General features: G+C 72.6%; 16 protein-coding genes. 8 read left to right on the top strand and 8 right to left on the bottom strand.

Annotated elements, in window-relative coordinates:
• The first annotated feature begins 51 nt into the window (after positions 1-51).
• Positions 52-1,320: a hypothetical protein gene (locus L6E12_RS13860; protein ID WP_236228316.1), complete on the top strand. Its 1,269-nt coding sequence runs from the start codon at positions 52-54 to the stop codon at positions 1,318-1,320.
• 554 nt (positions 1,321-1,874) lie between these two features.
• Here the strand turns inward: L6E12_RS13860 and L6E12_RS13865 are convergent.
• On the bottom strand, positions 1,875-2,885 hold the full coding sequence (locus tag L6E12_RS13865) for a D-cysteine desulfhydrase family protein (RefSeq protein ID WP_236228317.1): 1,011 nt from the start codon (positions 2,883-2,885) through the stop codon (positions 1,875-1,877).
• Positions 2,886-3,324: 439 nt separating this feature from the next.
• Between L6E12_RS13865 and L6E12_RS13870 the strand changes: the two genes are divergently transcribed.
• Entirely contained in the window at positions 3,325-3,678 is a 354-nt protein-coding gene (locus L6E12_RS13870) for an Lsr2 family protein (protein WP_236228318.1), read from the top strand.
• Between the two features lie 86 nt (positions 3,679-3,764).
• Here the strand turns inward: L6E12_RS13870 and L6E12_RS13875 are convergent, their stop codons facing one another.
• From L6E12_RS13875 to L6E12_RS13885, 3 genes are all read right to left on the bottom strand, one after another.
• Entirely contained in the window at positions 3,765-4,640 is an 876-nt protein-coding gene (locus L6E12_RS13875) for an oxygenase MpaB family protein (protein ID WP_236228319.1), read from the bottom strand.
• Between the two features lie 50 nt (positions 4,641-4,690).
• Positions 4,691-5,548, bottom strand: a complete 858-nt coding sequence (locus tag L6E12_RS13880) for a hypothetical protein (protein WP_236228320.1) — start codon at positions 5,546-5,548, stop codon at positions 4,691-4,693.
• A 244-nt stretch (positions 5,549-5,792) separates the two neighbouring features.
• Positions 5,793-6,425: a TetR family transcriptional regulator gene (locus tag L6E12_RS13885; RefSeq protein WP_233438534.1), complete on the bottom strand. Its 633-nt coding sequence runs from the start codon at positions 6,423-6,425 to the stop codon at positions 5,793-5,795.
• 155 nt (positions 6,426-6,580) lie between these two features.
• On the opposite strand from L6E12_RS13885, the gene L6E12_RS13890 reads away from it, so the two are divergent.
• From L6E12_RS13890 to L6E12_RS13900, 3 genes are read left to right on the top strand one after another with little or no spacing between them, the layout of a single operon-like run.
• Positions 6,581-7,678, top strand: a complete 1,098-nt coding sequence (locus tag L6E12_RS13890; protein ID WP_308074849.1) for a ferredoxin reductase — start codon at positions 6,581-6,583, stop codon at positions 7,676-7,678.
• Between the two features lie 21 nt (positions 7,679-7,699).
• Positions 7,700-8,827: an acyl-CoA desaturase gene (locus L6E12_RS13895; protein ID WP_236228322.1), complete on the top strand. Its 1,128-nt coding sequence runs from the start codon at positions 7,700-7,702 to the stop codon at positions 8,825-8,827.
• Between the two features lie 18 nt (positions 8,828-8,845).
• Positions 8,846-9,067 carry a hypothetical protein gene (locus tag L6E12_RS13900; RefSeq protein ID WP_035279005.1) on the top strand — a complete coding sequence of 74 codons (222 nt, stop codon included), beginning with the start codon at positions 8,846-8,848 and terminating at the stop codon, positions 9,065-9,067.
• 571 nt (positions 9,068-9,638) lie between these two features.
• Here the strand turns inward: L6E12_RS13900 and L6E12_RS13905 are convergent.
• Entirely contained in the window at positions 9,639-10,052 is a 414-nt protein-coding gene (locus L6E12_RS13905) for a hypothetical protein (RefSeq protein WP_236228323.1), read from the bottom strand.
• A gap of 424 nt (positions 10,053-10,476) precedes the next feature.
• On the opposite strand from L6E12_RS13905, the gene L6E12_RS13910 reads away from it, so the two are divergent.
• The 3 genes from L6E12_RS13910 (at position 10,477) to L6E12_RS13920 (ending at position 12,639) form a co-directional block, all read left to right on the top strand.
• Positions 10,477-10,692, top strand: coding sequence for a DUF397 domain-containing protein (locus L6E12_RS13910; protein WP_236228324.1), 216 nt, complete (start codon positions 10,477-10,479; stop codon positions 10,690-10,692).
• Between the two features lie 183 nt (positions 10,693-10,875).
• Positions 10,876-11,730 (top strand): helix-turn-helix transcriptional regulator, encoded by an 855-nt coding sequence (locus tag L6E12_RS13915; protein WP_236228325.1) that lies wholly within the window; start codon positions 10,876-10,878, stop codon positions 11,728-11,730.
• Positions 11,731-11,769: 39 nt separating this feature from the next.
• On the top strand, positions 11,770-12,639 hold the full coding sequence (locus L6E12_RS13920; RefSeq protein ID WP_236228326.1) for an SAM-dependent methyltransferase: 870 nt from the start codon (positions 11,770-11,772) through the stop codon (positions 12,637-12,639).
• Between the two features lie 55 nt (positions 12,640-12,694).
• Here L6E12_RS13920 and L6E12_RS13925 read toward each other — a convergent pair whose 3' ends face one another.
• From L6E12_RS13925 to L6E12_RS13935, 3 genes are read right to left on the bottom strand one after another with little or no spacing between them, the layout of a single operon-like run.
• On the bottom strand, positions 12,695-14,248 hold the full coding sequence (locus tag L6E12_RS13925; protein WP_236228327.1) for an acetolactate synthase large subunit: 1,554 nt from the start codon (positions 14,246-14,248) through the stop codon (positions 12,695-12,697).
• A gap of 45 nt (positions 14,249-14,293) precedes the next feature.
• The gene (locus L6E12_RS13930) at positions 14,294-15,646 is read right to left on the bottom strand and encodes an FAD-binding oxidoreductase (protein ID WP_236228328.1); all 1,353 of its coding nucleotides are present in this window, start codon (positions 15,644-15,646) and stop codon (positions 14,294-14,296) included.
• Between the two features lie 37 nt (positions 15,647-15,683).
• Positions 15,684-16,742: an FAD-dependent oxidoreductase gene (locus L6E12_RS13935; RefSeq protein WP_236228329.1), complete on the bottom strand. Its 1,059-nt coding sequence runs from the start codon at positions 16,740-16,742 to the stop codon at positions 15,684-15,686.
• Positions 16,743-16,744: the final 2 nt, after the last annotated feature.

The raw sequence follows: 16,744 nt of genomic DNA on the forward strand, positions 1-16,744 counted from the left end.
TGCCCGTGGGGGGTTCCACGTGATCAGGCCGCGACTGGTGGAGGTGCCGCGTTGCGCACACTGCGACTCGGTGACACGGCGTCGTCCGTCGGCAACGACCTGCGGGCCGCGCTGGCCTCCTGGGGGCGCGGCGACGGCGTCGCCGGCGGGATCGCGCTGATCGGGTACCGGCCGCCGGACCACCCCGAACCGCTCGAAGCGGTCATCCTGCTGCCGCGCGCGGTCCTGGTGGTGGTCGGCGTCGACCTGCCCGACCCGGCGATGCGGCTGGAGGCGCCGCTGTCGGGGGTGTGGAAGACCGACGGCTGGCCGCTGACCCGCCAGGACGGCCCGGTGAACCCGGCGGTCGACGCGCTCGGGGCGACCTCGGCGGTGTCCGACGCGCTGGAGTCGGCCAGGGCCGAACCGCTGCCGACCGGCACCGTGGTCGCGGTCGGCCCGTACGTCGGGCAGGTCGCGCAGCCCAGCGCCGACCTGGTGCGCGGCGTGCGCATCCTGCACCCGGAACCCAAGTCGCTGCTGACCGCGGCGCGCGAGCTGTCCACGCACACCCGGGTCTGCCCGGCGACCGACGCCCGCCGGATGCTGGCCGCGCTCGGGGTGGAACTCGACCACGCCGACCTGGTCGCCGAGGGCTTCGGCGACGTGGTGGCACCCGCGGTCGCCGCGGCGAGCACCACGTTCATCCCCAAGGTCGCCTTGGAGGCGAACCGGCCCGAGCCCGCCCAGGCGCGGCAGCGGTCGCTGCGGTGGCTGCCGATCGCCGCGGTGGTCCTGGTCGCGGTGCTGCTGATCACCGGCATCGCGGTGGCCATCAGCTCCGCCGACGAGGACCCCGGCGGCGGGCAGACCCCCCACTCCTCCGCGGCGGTCCCGGTCGAGGGGATCGGCTACACCGCCCGCGGCACCGCGGAGGCCACCGACTGCGCCGCGCACGCGTTCGGCGACGTGCAGGCGTGGTTGCAGGCCAACCGGTGCGCCCGGCTGATCCGGGCCCGCTTCGAGGCCGCGGGCCGCGACGGCAGGCAGGCCGCGGTGCTGGTCTCGGTGCTGCGCTTCGCGGGCAGCGCCTCCGGGGCGGAGCTGCGCGCGGTCGCCGACCGGCCGGGGGCCGGTGGTGTGCGCGACCAGGCCGCCGAGGGCGTGCCGTGGCCGGGGGACCGCGAGCCCGCGTTCACCTCCGCCGCCTACGCCAGCGGCCGCGAGGGCAACAGCGTCAAGCTGGTGCAGGCGGTGTGGCTCGACCAGACCTCGACACCGGAGGACCCGGCGCTGCGCGAGATCGCGACCGGGGCGCTGCGCCTGGGCACCGGCACCTGAGACCCCTGGGTCCCGGGGTCTGCCTGTCCGCGAAGCCGCCCACGCTCAGCCACCCCACCAACCACCTGCCAACCGCCCGACCACGCCGAACCCCACCAGGCGCAGCGAAACCCAGCCACCACCACACCGCAGGCCCCACCAACCGCCAGCCCGGCCACCGGCCACGCCGAACCCCGCCGGGCGCAGTCAACGACCACCCCCAACCGGCGGCCCGGCGGCCAGCCACCCGCAACCCCACGCCGCGCAGCCGGTGGCCACCCCCGCAACCGCCTGCCCGGCTACGCAGAGGCCCGGGTGGGTGGATGTGCTTGGGTGGGGGAGCCGATCATGTGCAAGCCTGCCTGGGCTGTGGGGCATCTCTTCAGCCCCACTCGGTCACACTGGGCACATGATCGGCGTAGGGGCCCCGCCCAAGCAGATCCACCCACCCGGGCACGCCCCAAAACTCCCGGGCTTTTAAGACCCGGCCACGGCTGAGCAGATCCACCCACCCGGGTCCAGCGAAGCGGCCCCACCCGGGCACGCCCACCCAATCCCAGGCTTGAGCACACGGCCTAGGAACCCGCGCGGGCCATCAGGTCCGGCGCGTAGGCGAACAACCCGGGCAACCCGCCGGTGTGGAAGAACACCACGGTCTCCCCCTGCGCGATCTCCCCGGTGCGGACCCGGTCGACCAGGCAAGCCGCGGCCTTGCCGGTGTAGACGGGGTCCAGGGTCACGCCCTCGGTGCGCGCGAACAGCTCCAGCGCCCGCCACATCTCCTCGGTGGGCACCCCGTAGGCCGGTCCGACCGCCCGGTCGTCCACCACCAGCTCCGCCAGGGCGGGCTCCGCCGCGCCCAGCAGCCCGGCCGCGGCCCCGGCGAGGCGGGTGATGTCGGCGCGGGACTCCTCGGCGGTGTGGGAGACGCAGGCGGCCTCGACCCGGGTGGTGCGGCAGAGCAGCTCGGAGCCCAGGGCGACCCCGGCCGCGGTGCCCGCGCTGCCGACCGGCACCACCAGGGCGCCCACGTCCAGGCCGAGCGAGTCGACCTGCTGGAACAGCTCCACGGTGGCCGCCACGTAGCCAAGCACGCCGACCTCGTCGGAGCCGCCGACCGGGAAGGTGGCGACGGTGCGGCCCTGCTCCTCGGCCTCGGCGAGCAGTCGGTTGTAGACGGCGGCGGTCTCCTCCGCGTCCGCGCAGAGGTGCAGGTTCGCGCCGTAGAGGTGGTCGAGGACGACGTTGCCGGATTCCTCGTACGCCTGACCGGTGCGCGCGACGCTGCGGGTCAGCACCAGTTCGCAGCGCAGGCCGAGGCGGGCGCAGGCGGCGGCGGTCTGGCGGCCGTGGTTGGTCTGCACGGCGCCGAAGGTGATCACCGTGTCGGCGCCCCGGTCGAGCGCGGCGCCGAGCAGGAACTCCAGTTTCCGCAATTTGTTCCCGCCCGCGCCGACACCGCCGACGTCGTCGCGCTTGAGCAGGAGCTGAATGCCGAGCTCGGCACCCAGCCGGGGGCACTCGTCCAACGGTGTGGGCCAATGGCCGAGCGCGACGCGCGGGAAGGCGCTCAGGTCGACGGTCATGGTCGCACCCTATCCGGGTGGCGGGCGCATTCCCACGTGCCACCCGCGGTCGCGGCGGAGTGCCGAATACCATCATCGCGCACCCGACAGCGGCGCACTTCGGGTATGAACAACCCGAAATTCACCCACGGCCCCGTCGGGCTGCATTAGGCACACCGGCTGACCAGTGCCGATGGGCCTCATTCGATCGCGTGACCGCTCGCCGGGCACCGGTGGGCGGCGCGAATCGGACAGGTCGTTTTCCCGCCGACCACCGCCGGGGGCGACGCCTGCGGCAATATGACTCGTACGACACACGGCACCGCCTGACGGCGACCCGACGGCGATACCGATACCCTTCCTGACGACCGGGCCGCATTAGTGGGCCCACGCCGGGAGAGCACCGGGGAATTCACCGGGTTCCCGTGCCGTAAACGACTCACATCACGCGGAGGAAACCGTGGCCCAGAAGACCGTTGTCGAACTCGTCGACGACCTAGACGGCGGAACGGCCGACGAGACCGTCACCTTCGCCCTCGACGGCGTGGACTTCATGATCGACCTTTCCCGGGACAACGCCGCCCGGCTGCGCGACTCGCTGGCCGAGTTCGTCGGGCACGCCCGGCGCACCGGTGGCCGCAAGGGCACCAGGGCCGCCGCGGTGAACGGCGCCCGCAAGTCCACCACCGCGGGCGAGAAGGCCGACAACCAGGCGATCCGCGAGTGGGCGCGCAGCCAGGGCGAGAACATCGCCGAGCGCGGCCGCATCCCGCAGGCGCTGGTGATCAAGTTCCAGGAGGCGCACGGGGAGTGACCCCCTGACCGGCCGGACCCGCGGGCGCGGGTCCGGCACCGCGGTCGGCGGCCGGGCAGCTCCGACAGCCCTGCCAGGCCCCGGCGTCAGCAGGCGGGCAGGCGGTCGAGCGAGGGCGCGGCCCAGTCGCCGAGCCTGCGCACGGCGTCGACGAAGGCGGGCTGGGCCGAGCTGTCCTCGCGGCGCAACCGGGGCAGCACCACCTGGGCGGTCGCGCGCAGCCCCCGGGCGGCGGCGGTGGTCAGCGCGGGCGGGTAGCCGCGGCGGCCGTGCAGCTTCCGGGCCCAGCCGGGCAGCAACGAGTAGGCCAGGTGCGAGACGGTCGGCTCGTACACGCGCACGCCCAGCGCCGGCCAGCCGCGCACCGGGGGTCGGTGCAGGAAGTCGTAGATCACGTCACTGCCCGCCGTCCGCCGCAGCACCGGGTACACGCCGCGCAGGTAGGCCGACATCTCCGCGAGCGACCCGGGCACCTCGGCGGGGTCCAGGCCGACGAGCGCGGCCGTGCGGCGCTGCTCGTGCAGGTAGCGGTCGGCCTGGGCGCGCGTCAGCGGGCAGCCCGAGCGGCCCAGGGCGGTCAGGAACGACGACACCTCGGCGCAGTGCACCCACAGCAGCAGTTCCGGGTCGTCGACCCGGAACACCTCGCCCGTGTCCGGGTCGGTGGCGCGCAGCGCCCGGTGGACCCGGCGCACGGCGGCCCCGGCGGCGTGGGCCCGGGTGAGGGTGCCGTAGGTGCTGGTGCCGACGAACTCCGCCGTGCGGATGAGCCTGCCCAGCGGGTCGGTCCGGAAGTCGGAATTCTGCACGACCCCGGCGACCGCCCGCGGGTGCAGCGCCTGCAGGTACAGGCTGCGGATGCCGCCGAGCCACAGCGCGGGGTCGGCGTGCACCTGCCAGGTCACCGAGTCGGGGCCGAACAGCCCCAGCTCCTCGGTGTCGATCACGACCGGCCTGCTCATGGGCCCAGTCTCCCCCGCCGCGCCCTGCTCCGCCGGGGCGACGGCCCGGGCTAGGACGCGGACTGCTCCTGCCGGGTCCGCTCGCCGCGCGGCCCGTCGGCTTCCGCGGGCTCCCGGTCGCCCTCGCCCGGCTCACCCGCCACCCGGTCGTCCTCGTCGAGGTCGTCGAGGTCGTCCCGGTCGTCGGCGGCATCCGGGGCGTCGTCGGAGTCGTCCGAGCCGTCGTGGTCGACCGCGTCCCCGTCGTCCTCGCCGGCTTCGTCGTGGTCGTCCGCTTCGTCGTGGTCGCTGTCGTCGTCGGCCCGGTCCGCGGGATCGTCGAGGTCGGTGTCCTCGACGTCCTCCACGTCCACGTCGTCGTCGAGGTCGGCGAAGTCGTCGGTGAAGTCCTCGTCGTCCTCGTAGTACTCGTCGGCGCCGTCGTAGGCCATCTCCTCGACCGTGTGCCGCAACCTGCCGATCCGGGAGGGCGCGCGCTCGCGGCCCAGGCTCAGGAAGGCCAGCGAGTACAGCGAGAGCCGGTCGCCGTCGCGGGTGAGCAGGACCGGCCTGCGCACGACCCGCCCGGCGGGCACCTCCATGCCGACGACCTCGTCCCACTCCACCATCCAGGAGCGCACCAGGATCGACCGCTCCTCCACGGCCTCGGCGGTGACCCGCACCCCGGAGTTGTAGAAGGTGTCGATCAGCACGAAGCCGAGCACGATGAACACCGCGGCCAGCACGAACCCGAGCACGTCGTCGAGGCCGAGCACCGCCAGGGAGACCAGCAGGATCAGCGAGCCGAGCACCACGCCGATCCACCGCCAGCGCGCGTGCAGTTGGTACGGCAGGTCGGCGGCCGTGTTCGCGGCTGTCCTCGCGCCCATGTCCGCCACGCCCTCTCGTTCGGCCGCCCGCTGCGCCACACCGCTAGGCAACATAGTCCGCGCGGGCGCCCGACGACACCATCGGTGCGGCACAGTCTGGGAACGACCCGAAATTGCTCACCTCGTGCGATGTTTTGCCGCGGGCAATGAACAGCCTTGATGACAATGGGCAAAATAGTCGCGGAAATCAGGATGAACCGTCCACACCGTGTCGGCTATCACAGCATTTGTGTACCATTCGAACCGACCGCGGCGCAGTGGAGCGCCGAGCAACCGGTGCAATTCAGGGACGGCGCCAGTGGGCCATGCCGAGCGCGATCAGCCGCAGCTGCTGCTCGGCGACCGAGACCACCTCAGCCTCCGCCCTCGGGTCGCCGGACACGTCGAGCAGCGCCGTGACCACGGACAACATGGCTCCGACCATCAGGTCGGCGACCATCCGCAGGTCGTCGGCGTCCCAGTCGGCCATGCCAGGGTAGCGGGCGAGGTCGGTGGCCAGCTCGCTGCCGAGCAGCCGCAGCTCGCCCGCGATGGACTTGCGCACCTCGGCCACACCGCCATATCGCTCGCGGATGAGAAAGCGGAAATGCGAAGGAGACCGACCGACTTGCTGGACCAGAATGGCGACCGAGCCGCGAATGGCGTCGTCGGCCGGTTTGCGCCGCGCCGAGCGCAGCATGGCGCGCAGGGTCCGCATGCTCTCCTCGACCAGCGCCACGCCCAGCTCGCCGATCGACGGGAAGTGCCGGTAGAAGGCGGTGGGCACGATGCCCGCCTCGCGGGTGACCTCGCGCAGGCTCAGGCCGGCGAGGCTGGTGTCGGCGAGGAGCCGCAGCGCGGAGTCGAGCAGGGCCTGCCGCGTGCGGCGCTTGCGCTCCTGCCGGGTGCCGACCGCACCGGACACGTCCTCAGCCACGGCACCGACCCTATCGCCCCGCCGCGCCCCGGCCTCCCGCATCGGCTCCCCCACGCGCACTGTTCGTCACGTCACACGGCCACCCGGTTGACACCGACCAAGATCCGCGTTGCACTTTTCAGTGTACGCACGTTCACTGAAATTGGAGGCACGTGGTGACGGCCCAGCTGGAGCGCAAGCGCCGATTCCCTGGGTTGCACCTGTTGGAGGCCCTGGCGACGCCACACAGCATCGACCGGTACCTCGAACTCGTGCATCCGATGCTGGTTCTCCGCGAGATTCGTGGTGAGGTGACAAGTGTGCACCGAACCACGCGCGACTCGGTGACGCTCACGATCCGCCCGACCAGGCGCTGGCGCGGTTTCACCGCCGGTCAGCACGTGCGGGTGGGCGTCGAGATCAACGGCGTGCGGCACACCCGCTACTACTCCCCCGCCACCTCCGAGCACAGCCGCGACGGCCGGTTCGAGCTGACCGTCAAGGCCCACGACAGCGGCCGGGTGTCGCGGTGGCTGCACGCCAACGCCCGCCGGGGCCTGGTGCTGCACCTCTCGCCCGCCGAGGGCGAGTTCACCCTCCCCGCCACCCGCCCGGACCGGGTGCTGCTGGTCAGCGGCGGCAGCGGCATCACGCCGGTGATGTCGATGCTGCGCACGCTGACCGACGAGGGCCACCGCGGCGAGATCGTCTTCCTGCACTACGCCTACACCGAGGCGGACGTGCCCTACCGGGACGCGCTGCGCGAGCTGGCCGCGCGCCACGACAACGTGCGGCTGCTGCTGGCCTACACCGACGTCGAGGGCGGTGACCTGCACGGGTTCTTCACCGAGGAGCACCTGCGCGCGGCGGCGCCGTGGTTCGCCGAGACCGACACCTACCTGTGCGGCCCGCCCGGGCTGATGGCCGGGGCGCGCGAGGTGTTCGACCGGCTCGGGGTGGCCCACCGGCTGCGCACCGAGGACTTCGCCCCGGCGCCGATCACCGTCGACGCCGAGGACGCGACCGGGGAGGTCACCTTCGGTCGCAGCGCCACCACCGCGCCCAACTCCGGGCGGACGCTGCTGGAGCAGGCCGAGGCCGCCGGGCTGAAGCCGGAGTTCGGCTGCCGGATGGGCATCTGCTTCACCTGCACCAGCGTCAAGACCAGCGGGTGCACCCGCGACGTGCGCAACGGCGAGCTGTCCACCGACCCGGAGGAGGAGATCCAGCTCTGCGTCTCCGTACCGGTCGGCGACGTCGCCATCGACATCTGACCCCCTCTTGGAGCATCGGACATGACCACCAAGACCCCCCGCCTGACCCCGCAGCAGTTCCAGGAACTGGGCGAGGAACTCGACGCGCTGCGCCAGCGCCTGCTCGACGACCTGGGCGAGGAGGACCGCAAGTACATCTACGACGTGGTCAAGGTGCAGCGCGCCCTCGAGGTCGCCGGGCGCGGCCTGCTGATGGCCAGCTCCTTCCCGCCCGCCTGGCTCGCCGGGACCGCGGCGCTCTCCCTGTCGAAGATCATCGACAACATGGAGATCGGCCACAACGTCATGCACGGCCAGTACGACTGGATGCGCGACCCGGCGATGAACTCGAAGATGTTCGAGTGGGACAACGTGGCGCCCGGGGAGAACTGGAAGCACTCCCACAACTACATCCACCACACCTACACCAACATCCTCGGCAAGGACCGCGACATCGGCTACGGCGTGCTGCGGATGGACGAGGGCCAGCGCTGGAACCCGTACTACCTGGGCAACCCGGCGTACGCGTTCGCCCTGATGGTGTTCTTCGAGTGGGGCGTGATGCTGCACGACCTGGAGGTCGACAACCTGCGCACCGGCCGCAAGAAGTGGTCGGAGACCGCGGGCGTGCGCCGCCGCATGTGGCACAAGGGCCTCAAGCAGGTCCTCAAGGACTACGTGCTGTTCCCGGCGCTGACCGGCCCCCAGTTCGTGGCCACCGCGACGGCCAACGCGACGGCCAACCTGGTCCGCAACATCTGGGCGTTCTCGATCATCTTCTGCGGCCACTTCCCCACCGGTGTGGAGAGCTTCACCGAGGAGGAGACCAAGGACGAAACCCGCGGCGAGTGGTACTTCCGGCAGATGCTGGGCTCGGCGAACATCTCCGGCAGCCCGCTGTTCCACATCATGACCGGCAACCTGTCGCACCAGATCGAGCACCACCTGTTCCCGGACATCCCGGCCCGCCGCTACCCGCAGATCGCGGGCGAGGTCCGGGCGATCTGCGAGAAGTACGGCCTGCCCTACAACACCGGCGGCCTGACCAGGCAGCTCGGCTCGGTCGCCGTGAAGATCGTCAAGCTGGCGCTGCCGGACCGGTTCTGGCGCAAGCCGTCGAACCCGGGCACCCGTAACGTCAAGGAGGGCCGCGCGCTCCGCGTGGCATGACGGGGATGGGGACTTCAGATGGTCAGTGAGTTCGAGAGCACCAAGGACACCGTGCAGGAGATCACCGAGTCGGCCGCCGTGCACGTCGGCCGCATCGCCCAGATCGTCACCGGGGCGATCGTCGACATCGCCCGCGAAATCGGCGACCTGGCAACCGACGTGTTCGAGATGCGGGAGGCCAAGGAGCGGGCCGCAGCAGACCGCGAACCCCTCCCGACGGTGGTCGACCCGACCCCCTGACGGGGAGAAGAACCCCACGGTGGCGCACCGCGACTTGGTCGCGGTGCGCCACCGCCGTTCTCGGAACACCCGGCGGACCGCAACGCCCCCGGCGCAGCCACCCCAAACCCGCCGGCCTGGCGGCCGGCCACCCGAACCCCACCGGCGTAGCTGCCGACCACCTCCAAACCGCCGGCCCGGTGACCAACTGCCCGGGTGGGTGGATGTGCTTGGGTGGGGGTGCCGATCATGTGCAAGCCTGCTGGGGCTGTGGGGCATCTCTTCAACCCCACTCGGTCACACTGGGCACATGATCGGCGTAGGGGCCCCGCCCGAGCAGATCCACCCACCCGGGCACGCCCCGAAAATCCCGGGCCCTTGACCAAAGACACGGCCGAACACCCGGACACCCAGCACACAAGCCCAGGCACCAAGCACTGACTCCAAGCCCACCACGCGTCACCGCCGCCCCCCGGCGCACAGCACCGGAGGACGGCGGTGACGCGCACACGCCCGCCGACCCTGACCCCTCGAAACCGGAACCGGCGCCACCTCCGCGCCCGGCAACAACGACCCGTCGCCCCCGACGGGTCTAGGCGGCTTCCCGGTTCCCCTCCGGCAGGTGCTCCCCCACCTGCCCCAGGGTCGACGCGCGCGGGCGGGGGCGGCCGGGCGGGTCGGTTTCCCACTCCGGTGCCACCCCGAGGACGACCACGGCGACGGGGCCGCCGAGGCCGGAGAACGCGGCGCGCAGCGCGCCGTGCAGCAGGGCGGGGATGAGCAGCACCGCTGCCCGCAGCCGCCGCGCCAGCCGGGCCACCCCGTCGGAGACGGCCGGGCCCGCGCCGCCCGGGCGGGCGGCGGGGTCGACCGCGGCCAGCAGGGCGGTGGTGATCCGGTCGGAGTCGCGCCGGGTGGGCGACAGCGTCCAGGGCGCGGGGGCCCCGGGCCGGACGCGGCCCGCGGGCGGTTCCTGGCCGCGGGTGCGGTGCGCTGTGCTGTGCATGTCGGTGCCCAGTCCCTCGGTTCGACTTTCCCGGTGGCGGCGGAGCCGGTGCCCGCCGTCGGTCGAATTCCTCCGCAGTGGGTGTCCCACAATCTCCACTGAAGAGTGAAATGGAGCCGAAACCGCACGTCGAGCGCCGAGTGGACCGCCGTCCACGGCGAACGGTAGCCGATCCTTCTGGCGAACTGAAATCCAGACCGGTCCGGATTATTCCCTTACCGGAACAAATGATCATCTTCGGGAAAAGCGATTAATCCACTCCTGCCTCGCCCGCCCCGGCCGACGCGGGGAAGACAGGGGATGATCTGAGGATCGGGTAACCGTCGTCACTCTCAGCGCGGATCGCATCACGGAGTGTTGCACTTCGATTATTCCGCTGGCAGGATTAATCCCATCGGACCTCACCGACGAGTGGAGACACACCATGAGCGAGAACGGGTTCAGCCGCGGGGGACGCCCGGCGGGCACGGGTGGCTGGCGCACCTCGAGCCGCTGCGAGCCGAACGGCGACTGCGTCGAGGTCCGCCTCACCGCGCCGACCGGTGCCGACGTCCGCGATTCCAAGAACCGGGAACACGGCGGGCTGTCCTTCGGGCGGACCGCGTGGACTCGTTTCCTGGGCGCCGTCGGAGACGGGTGACCTGGCGGACCTCGCGGGTGTTCACCGGTTCGGGATGACAGCGGAGCCGAACCAGGACGGTTTCGGATTAATCCGAAATCACCGAGGCGGTTCCGGGCCCGCCCAACCGAGCAGGGTGCGGACACGCACCGTCGGATACGCTGATTCGGCCCTCGCCAGCCGGACCGAAGAGGTGGAAACCGGGTGCAGGACAACGCCGCACGCCGTGCGCTGGCCCGGCGGATCCAGACCGCCCGCCAGAGCGCCGGGCGGACCCAGGCCGAAGTGGCCGAACACCTCGGCTGCACGCAGAGCAAGATCCAGAAGATCGAGGCGGCCAAGGTCGGGGTCAAGGCCGACGAACTGCGCCGGATGCTCCAGGTCCTGGCCACCCCGGACGACGAGGCCAAGGAGATGGTGCTGCTCGCGGAGCGGCTGACCGAGCGCCGGATCCGCTCCGGCCTGCAGGAGACCGACGAGTTCGCCCTGCTGGTCGACCTGGAGTCGGAGGCGGAGACCATCCTGGGCTGGCACACCGAGCGGATCCCGGGCCCGTTGCAGTCCGAGCGGTACATGCTCAAGCAGTTCCAGCTCGCCTGGCTGCCCGGGGTGGTCGCGCAGACCGAGATCACCGAGCGCTTCCGCAGGCGCAAGGCGCGCACCGAGATCTTCACCGTGGCCGACCCGCCCGCCTACCGCGCGGTGCTCAGCCCGTCCTGCCTGGAGCGACTGCCGGGTGGCCGCACGCGCGACCTGGTGGTCGACCAGGTGGAGCACCTGCTGACCATGATCGACACCTACGACAACCTGGACCTGCGGTTCCTGCCCTACGAGGCCCCGCTGTCGCACGTGCACTCCGGCTTCACCGTGCTCGACTTCGCCGACGACCTGCGCGAGAGCTTCGCCTACATCGAACTGCCCGGCGACGCCCGCACCGTCACCAGCGCGGCCAAGCTCACCGCCTACCGGGCCGAGTGGGCCCGGATCTCCGACGCGGCGCTGGACCGGGACGGCACGGTCGAGTACCTGCGCTCGCTGCTCGTCCCGCGCGCCACCTGACATCCCGCAGACCGACCGAACCCGACCAGGGAGCCCACCTTGTCCGACGCCCTCTCCGACCCGATCCCGCCGCAGGGCATCGACCTGGACCGCCCCAGCGTGGCCCGGGTGTACGACTACTACCTGGGCGGCACCGCCAACTGGGCCATCGACCGCGAGTTCGGCCAGCGGGTGGTCGAGCGGTTCCCCCTGGTCCGCAACATCGCCGTCGCCAACCGCCTGTTCCTCAACCGCCTGGTCCGCCACCTCACCACCCGGGGCATCCGCCAGTTCCTCGACATCGGCGCCGGGGTGCCCACGGCGGGCGCCACCCACCAGGTGGCCGCGGAGATCACCGACGACGCCAGGGTGGTCTACGTCGACAACGAGCCGGTCGCCGTGGCCCACGCCGAGATCCTGCTGGACGAGGAGGGCAACACCGACCGCAACGCGGTGATCTACGGCGACCTGCGCGACCCGGACGAGCTGTGGTCGGAGGCGATGGCGACGGGCATCCTCGACCCGGACGAGCCCATCGCCCTGCTCATGATCGCCGTCCTGCACGTGTTCCAGCCCGACCGCGAGACCGGCGAGGACATCGGCGCGCAGTGCGTGGCCCGCTACCGCGAACTCCTCCCCCGGGGCTCCTACCTGGGCATCTCCCACATCACCGACGACGGCATCCCGCCGGAGCTCGGCCCGAAGCTGGCCGAGCTCAAGGCCATGTACGACAGCTCCTCCAGCAGCAACGCCATCTGGCGCTCCCGCGCCGACATCACCGCCCTGATGGGCGACTTCGAGCTGGTCGACCCCGGCATGGTCTGGACCCCGGAGTGGCACCCCGAGGAGACCGGCCCCAACGCCAAGCAGATCCACTTCAGCAGGCCGAACGAGGCGGTCATCTGGGCCGGGGCGGGCCGCAAGCCGTGACCCGCCGCGCGGGGGCCTGACCGGGCTCCGGCCAAGCCCCCGCGCGGGCAGCGGGTCAGATCAGCGAGGGCACCAGGGCGTCGATCAGGTGCGGTCCCGGTTCGGCCAGCGCGGCGGCGAACTGCTCGGCCAGCTCCTCGGCGGTGGTGGCCCGGGTGGCGGGCACCCCCATCCCCTCCGCGATCTTCACGAAGTCCAGGTCCGGCCCACCGATGTCCAGCAGCGACCGGGCCACCGGCCCGGCGCCCTCGGCCCCCACCCGACCCAGCTCCATCCGCAGGATCGCGTAGGCCCGGTTGTTCAGGATCACCGTGGTCACGTCCAACTGCTCCCGGGCCATGGTCCACAGCGCCGAGATCGTGTACATGGCGCTGCCGTCGGCCTGCAACGCCACCACGGGCCGGTCCGGGCAGGCGACGGCGGCGCCGACCGCGACCGGCAGACCCTGCCCGATGGACCCGCCGGTCAGGGTCAGCACGTCGTGCCGGGGACCGCCCGCGGTCACCATGGGGATCATCAGCCCGGAGGTGTTCGCCTCGTCGGAGATGATCGCCCCCTCCGGCAGCAGCGCCCCGATCACCTCGGCCCAGTTCTGCGGGGTCAGTTCCCCGGACGGCAGCGCGGGCCGGGAGGGTTCCTGCAACACCGGCGCCACCCCGGGGGCCACCGAGTCGGCCAACCGCTCCAGGGCGTCGACCACATCCGACCCCGGTGCGGCCAGGGTGTGCACGGCGCAGCCATCGGGGGTCAGCTCGGAGGCCTTGCCCGGGTAGGCGAAGAACGACACCGGCGCGGTGGCCCCGGCCAGCACCAGGTGCCGCACGTCGGTCAACTGCCACTGCACCTGCTCGGCGAGGTAGCCCAGCCGCTCCACGGCGGGCAGCCCGGCGCCGCGCTCCAACCGGGCCGGGAACGTCTCCACCAGCACCTTGACCCCGGTCGCGGCGGCGATCCGCGAGGCGGCGACGAGCCCGCGCTCCAGGGTCGCCCCGGAGCCGAGCAGGAGCACGGTGGACTCACCGGACCCGAGGACCTCGGCGATGGCGGCCAGCGCGGAGTCCGGCACGGCGTCGGGCGCCGGGACGGGCACGGGCGCGGCGGCGACCCCGCCCTCGCCCCAGGACACGTCGGCGGGCAGCACCAGGTTCGCCGTCCGGCCGGGCAGCGCCCGCGCGGCGGCGACGGCGGCGGCGGCGTCGGCCCCGACCTTCTCGGTGTCGGTCGAGGTGCGGCTCCACCCCTCGGTCCACCCGGTCAGCGAGTCGATGTCCGACTCCAGCGGCGCGTCGAAACCCTTGTGGTACAGCGCGTGGTCGCCCACGACGTTGACCAGCGGCGTGTGCGCGCGGCGGGCGTTGTGCAGGTTCGCCCCGCCGTTGGCCAGGCCCGGCCCCAGGTGCAGCAGCGTGCAGGCGGGCTTGCCCGCCATCCGCCCGTACCCGTCCGCGGCACCGGTGACGACCCCCTCGAACAGGGCGAGCACGCCCCGCATCTGCGGTACCGAGTCCAGCGCGGCGACGAAGTGCATCTCCGAGGTCCCCGGGTTGGCGAAGCACACCTCGACCCCGGAGTCGACGAGCGTGCGGATCAGTGACTGTGCGCCGTTCATGTCGTCCTTCACTTGCCGGGTAACGGGTTCTCGGAACGGGCGGGTCTAGAACAGGACGCCGGGGTTGAGCACGCCCGCGGGGTCGAACGCCTGCTTGACCCGCCGCATCAGCTCGACCTTCGTGGGGTCCTCCGACGCCAGGAAGTGCGACCGCTTCGCCCGGCCGATGCCGTGCTCGCCGGAGATGGCCCCGCCCAGCGCGATGGCCGCGGCGAACAGCTCGCCCAGCACCGCGGACCGCTGCTCGGCGTCCTTCTGGAACACCGCGAGGTGGACGTTGCCGTCGCCCGCGTGCCCGCACCCGATCACGAACGTCCCGTGCGCCTGGGCGATGCCGGTGACCGCGGCCATGAAGTCCGGCAGGGCGGCGCGCGGCAGCACGGTGTCGATCACGTCGTCGGCGCCTGCGGCCTTGGCCGTGTAGAAGGCCCGCTCCCGCGCCTCGATCAGCCGCCGCGCGGACCCGCCGGGCAGCACGTACGCGTCGACCGCGCCCAGCCCGGCGAGCATCTCCCCGGTTTCGGCGACGTCGGCGTCCAGGCGGTCGGCGGAGCGGTTCTCCAGCATCACCACGAGGTAGGCCTGCGCCGTCTCGCGGACCGCGTCCGGGATGCCCAGTTGCAGGTCGGCGGTGTGGGTGATCGCGCCCATGGTCATGCCGTCGATGTACTCCAGGATCAGCGGCCCGATCCCGCTGGCCACCACCCGGGGCACCGCCGCCACCACGGCGGCCAGGTCGGCGAACGGCGCGAGCACGGTCGCCTGGTGCGCGACGCGCGGTTGCAGCTTGAGGATCGCCTCGGTCACCAGGGCCAGCGTGCCCTCGGAGCCCACGATCAACTGGGTGAGGTCGTAGCCGGTGCTGGACTTGACGAACCGGCCGCCGGTGCGGATCAGCTCCCCGGTCGGCAGCGCGGCCTGCACCCCCAGCACGTGGTGGCGGGTCACGCCGTACTTGACCGCGCGCATCCCGCCCGCGTTGGTGGCGACGCTCCCGCCGAGGCTGGCGCTCAGCTCGCCGGGGTAGACCGGGTACACCAGCCCCGCCGCGGCGGTGCACTCCTCCAGCTCCTGCAACGTCACGCCGGGCTGCACGACCGCCACGTGGTTCTCCGTGTCGATCTCCAGCACGCGGTTCATCTTCTCGAACGACACCACGATCCCGTCGGCGCGCGGCACGGCCGCGCCGGACAGGCCGGTGCCGGAACCGCGGGCGGTGACGGGGGTGGCGTGCTCGGTGGCGGCTTCGAGGATCGCCGCGACCTGCTCGGCGGTCTCCGGGCGCACCACGTGGGCGGGCCGCTGGGCGGGGACGGTCAGCGACTCGTCGTGGCCGTGGTCGTCGACCACCTCGGTCAGCCCGACGATGTCGGCCAGCCTCGCTCCGATGTCCGCCATGGGACTCCCTCCGCTACCGGTCGCCCCACGATAGCCGTCAGCCGACCGGCGCAGCACGGCCCGCGAGGTACCGCTTCAGCTCGGCGACGGCGGCCCGCCCGGCGCGGGTGGCGCCGATGGTGCTCGCCGAGGGGCCGTAACCCACGAGGTGCAGCCGCGGGTCGGCGGCGACCCGGGTCCCGGCCACGGTGATGCCCCCGCCGTGACCGCGCAGCCGCAGCGGCGCCAGGTGGTCGAGGGCGTGCCGGAAGCCGGTCGCCCAGAGGATCGTGTCGGCGGGCACGAACCGCCCGTCGTCCCAGGCGACGCCGTCGGCGGTGAGCCGGTCGAACACGGGGAGCCGGTCCAGGACACCGGAGCGCCGCGCCTCGACCACCTCGGGGGTCAGCACCAGCCCGGTCACGCTGACCACGCTCTCCGGCGGCCTGCCCGCCTCGACCGCCTCGGCGACCCGCGCCACCGCCGCGCGCCCGACCTCCGGGGTGAACGGCCCGTCCCGCCACACCGGCGGCCTGCGGGTCACCCACGTGGTCGCGGCGGCCCCCGGTGCCAGCTCGATCAGCGCCTGCACCGCCGAGGCGCCACCGCCCACCACGACCACGCGCTTGCCGACGAACTCCTCCGGTCCCCGGTAGTCGGCGGTGTGCAACTGCCGCCCGGCGAACTCCGCCTGCCCGGGGTACCTCGGCCAGAACGGGCGGTCCCAGGTGCCGGTGGCGTTGATCAGCGCCCGGGTCTCCCAGGTGCCGCGCGCGGTCTCCACCCGCAGCGTCGACCCGGTGTCCCGCACGGCCTTCACCGCCACCGGGCGCAGCACGGGCAGGTCGAACTCCCGCTCGTAGCGCCCGAAGTACTCCGCGACGACCTCCGACGCGGGCCGGTCCTCGTCGGTGTGCGGCAGGGCGAGGCCGGGCAGGTCGTGGATGCCGTGGACGGTGCCCAGCCGCAGCGTCGGCCAGCGGTGCCGCCACGCCCCGCCCGGCCCGGGGTTGGCGTCGAGCACCACGAAGTCCAGCCCGGCCCGGCGCAGGAAGTACGCGCTCGACAGACCGGCCTGCCCCGCTCCGATCACCACGACGTCCACCACCGGGTCCATGC

It is taken from the genome of Actinokineospora sp. PR83, from assembly GCF_021056305.1.
Taxonomy (GTDB): Bacteria; Actinomycetota; Actinomycetes; order Mycobacteriales; family Pseudonocardiaceae; genus Actinokineospora; species Actinokineospora spheciospongiae.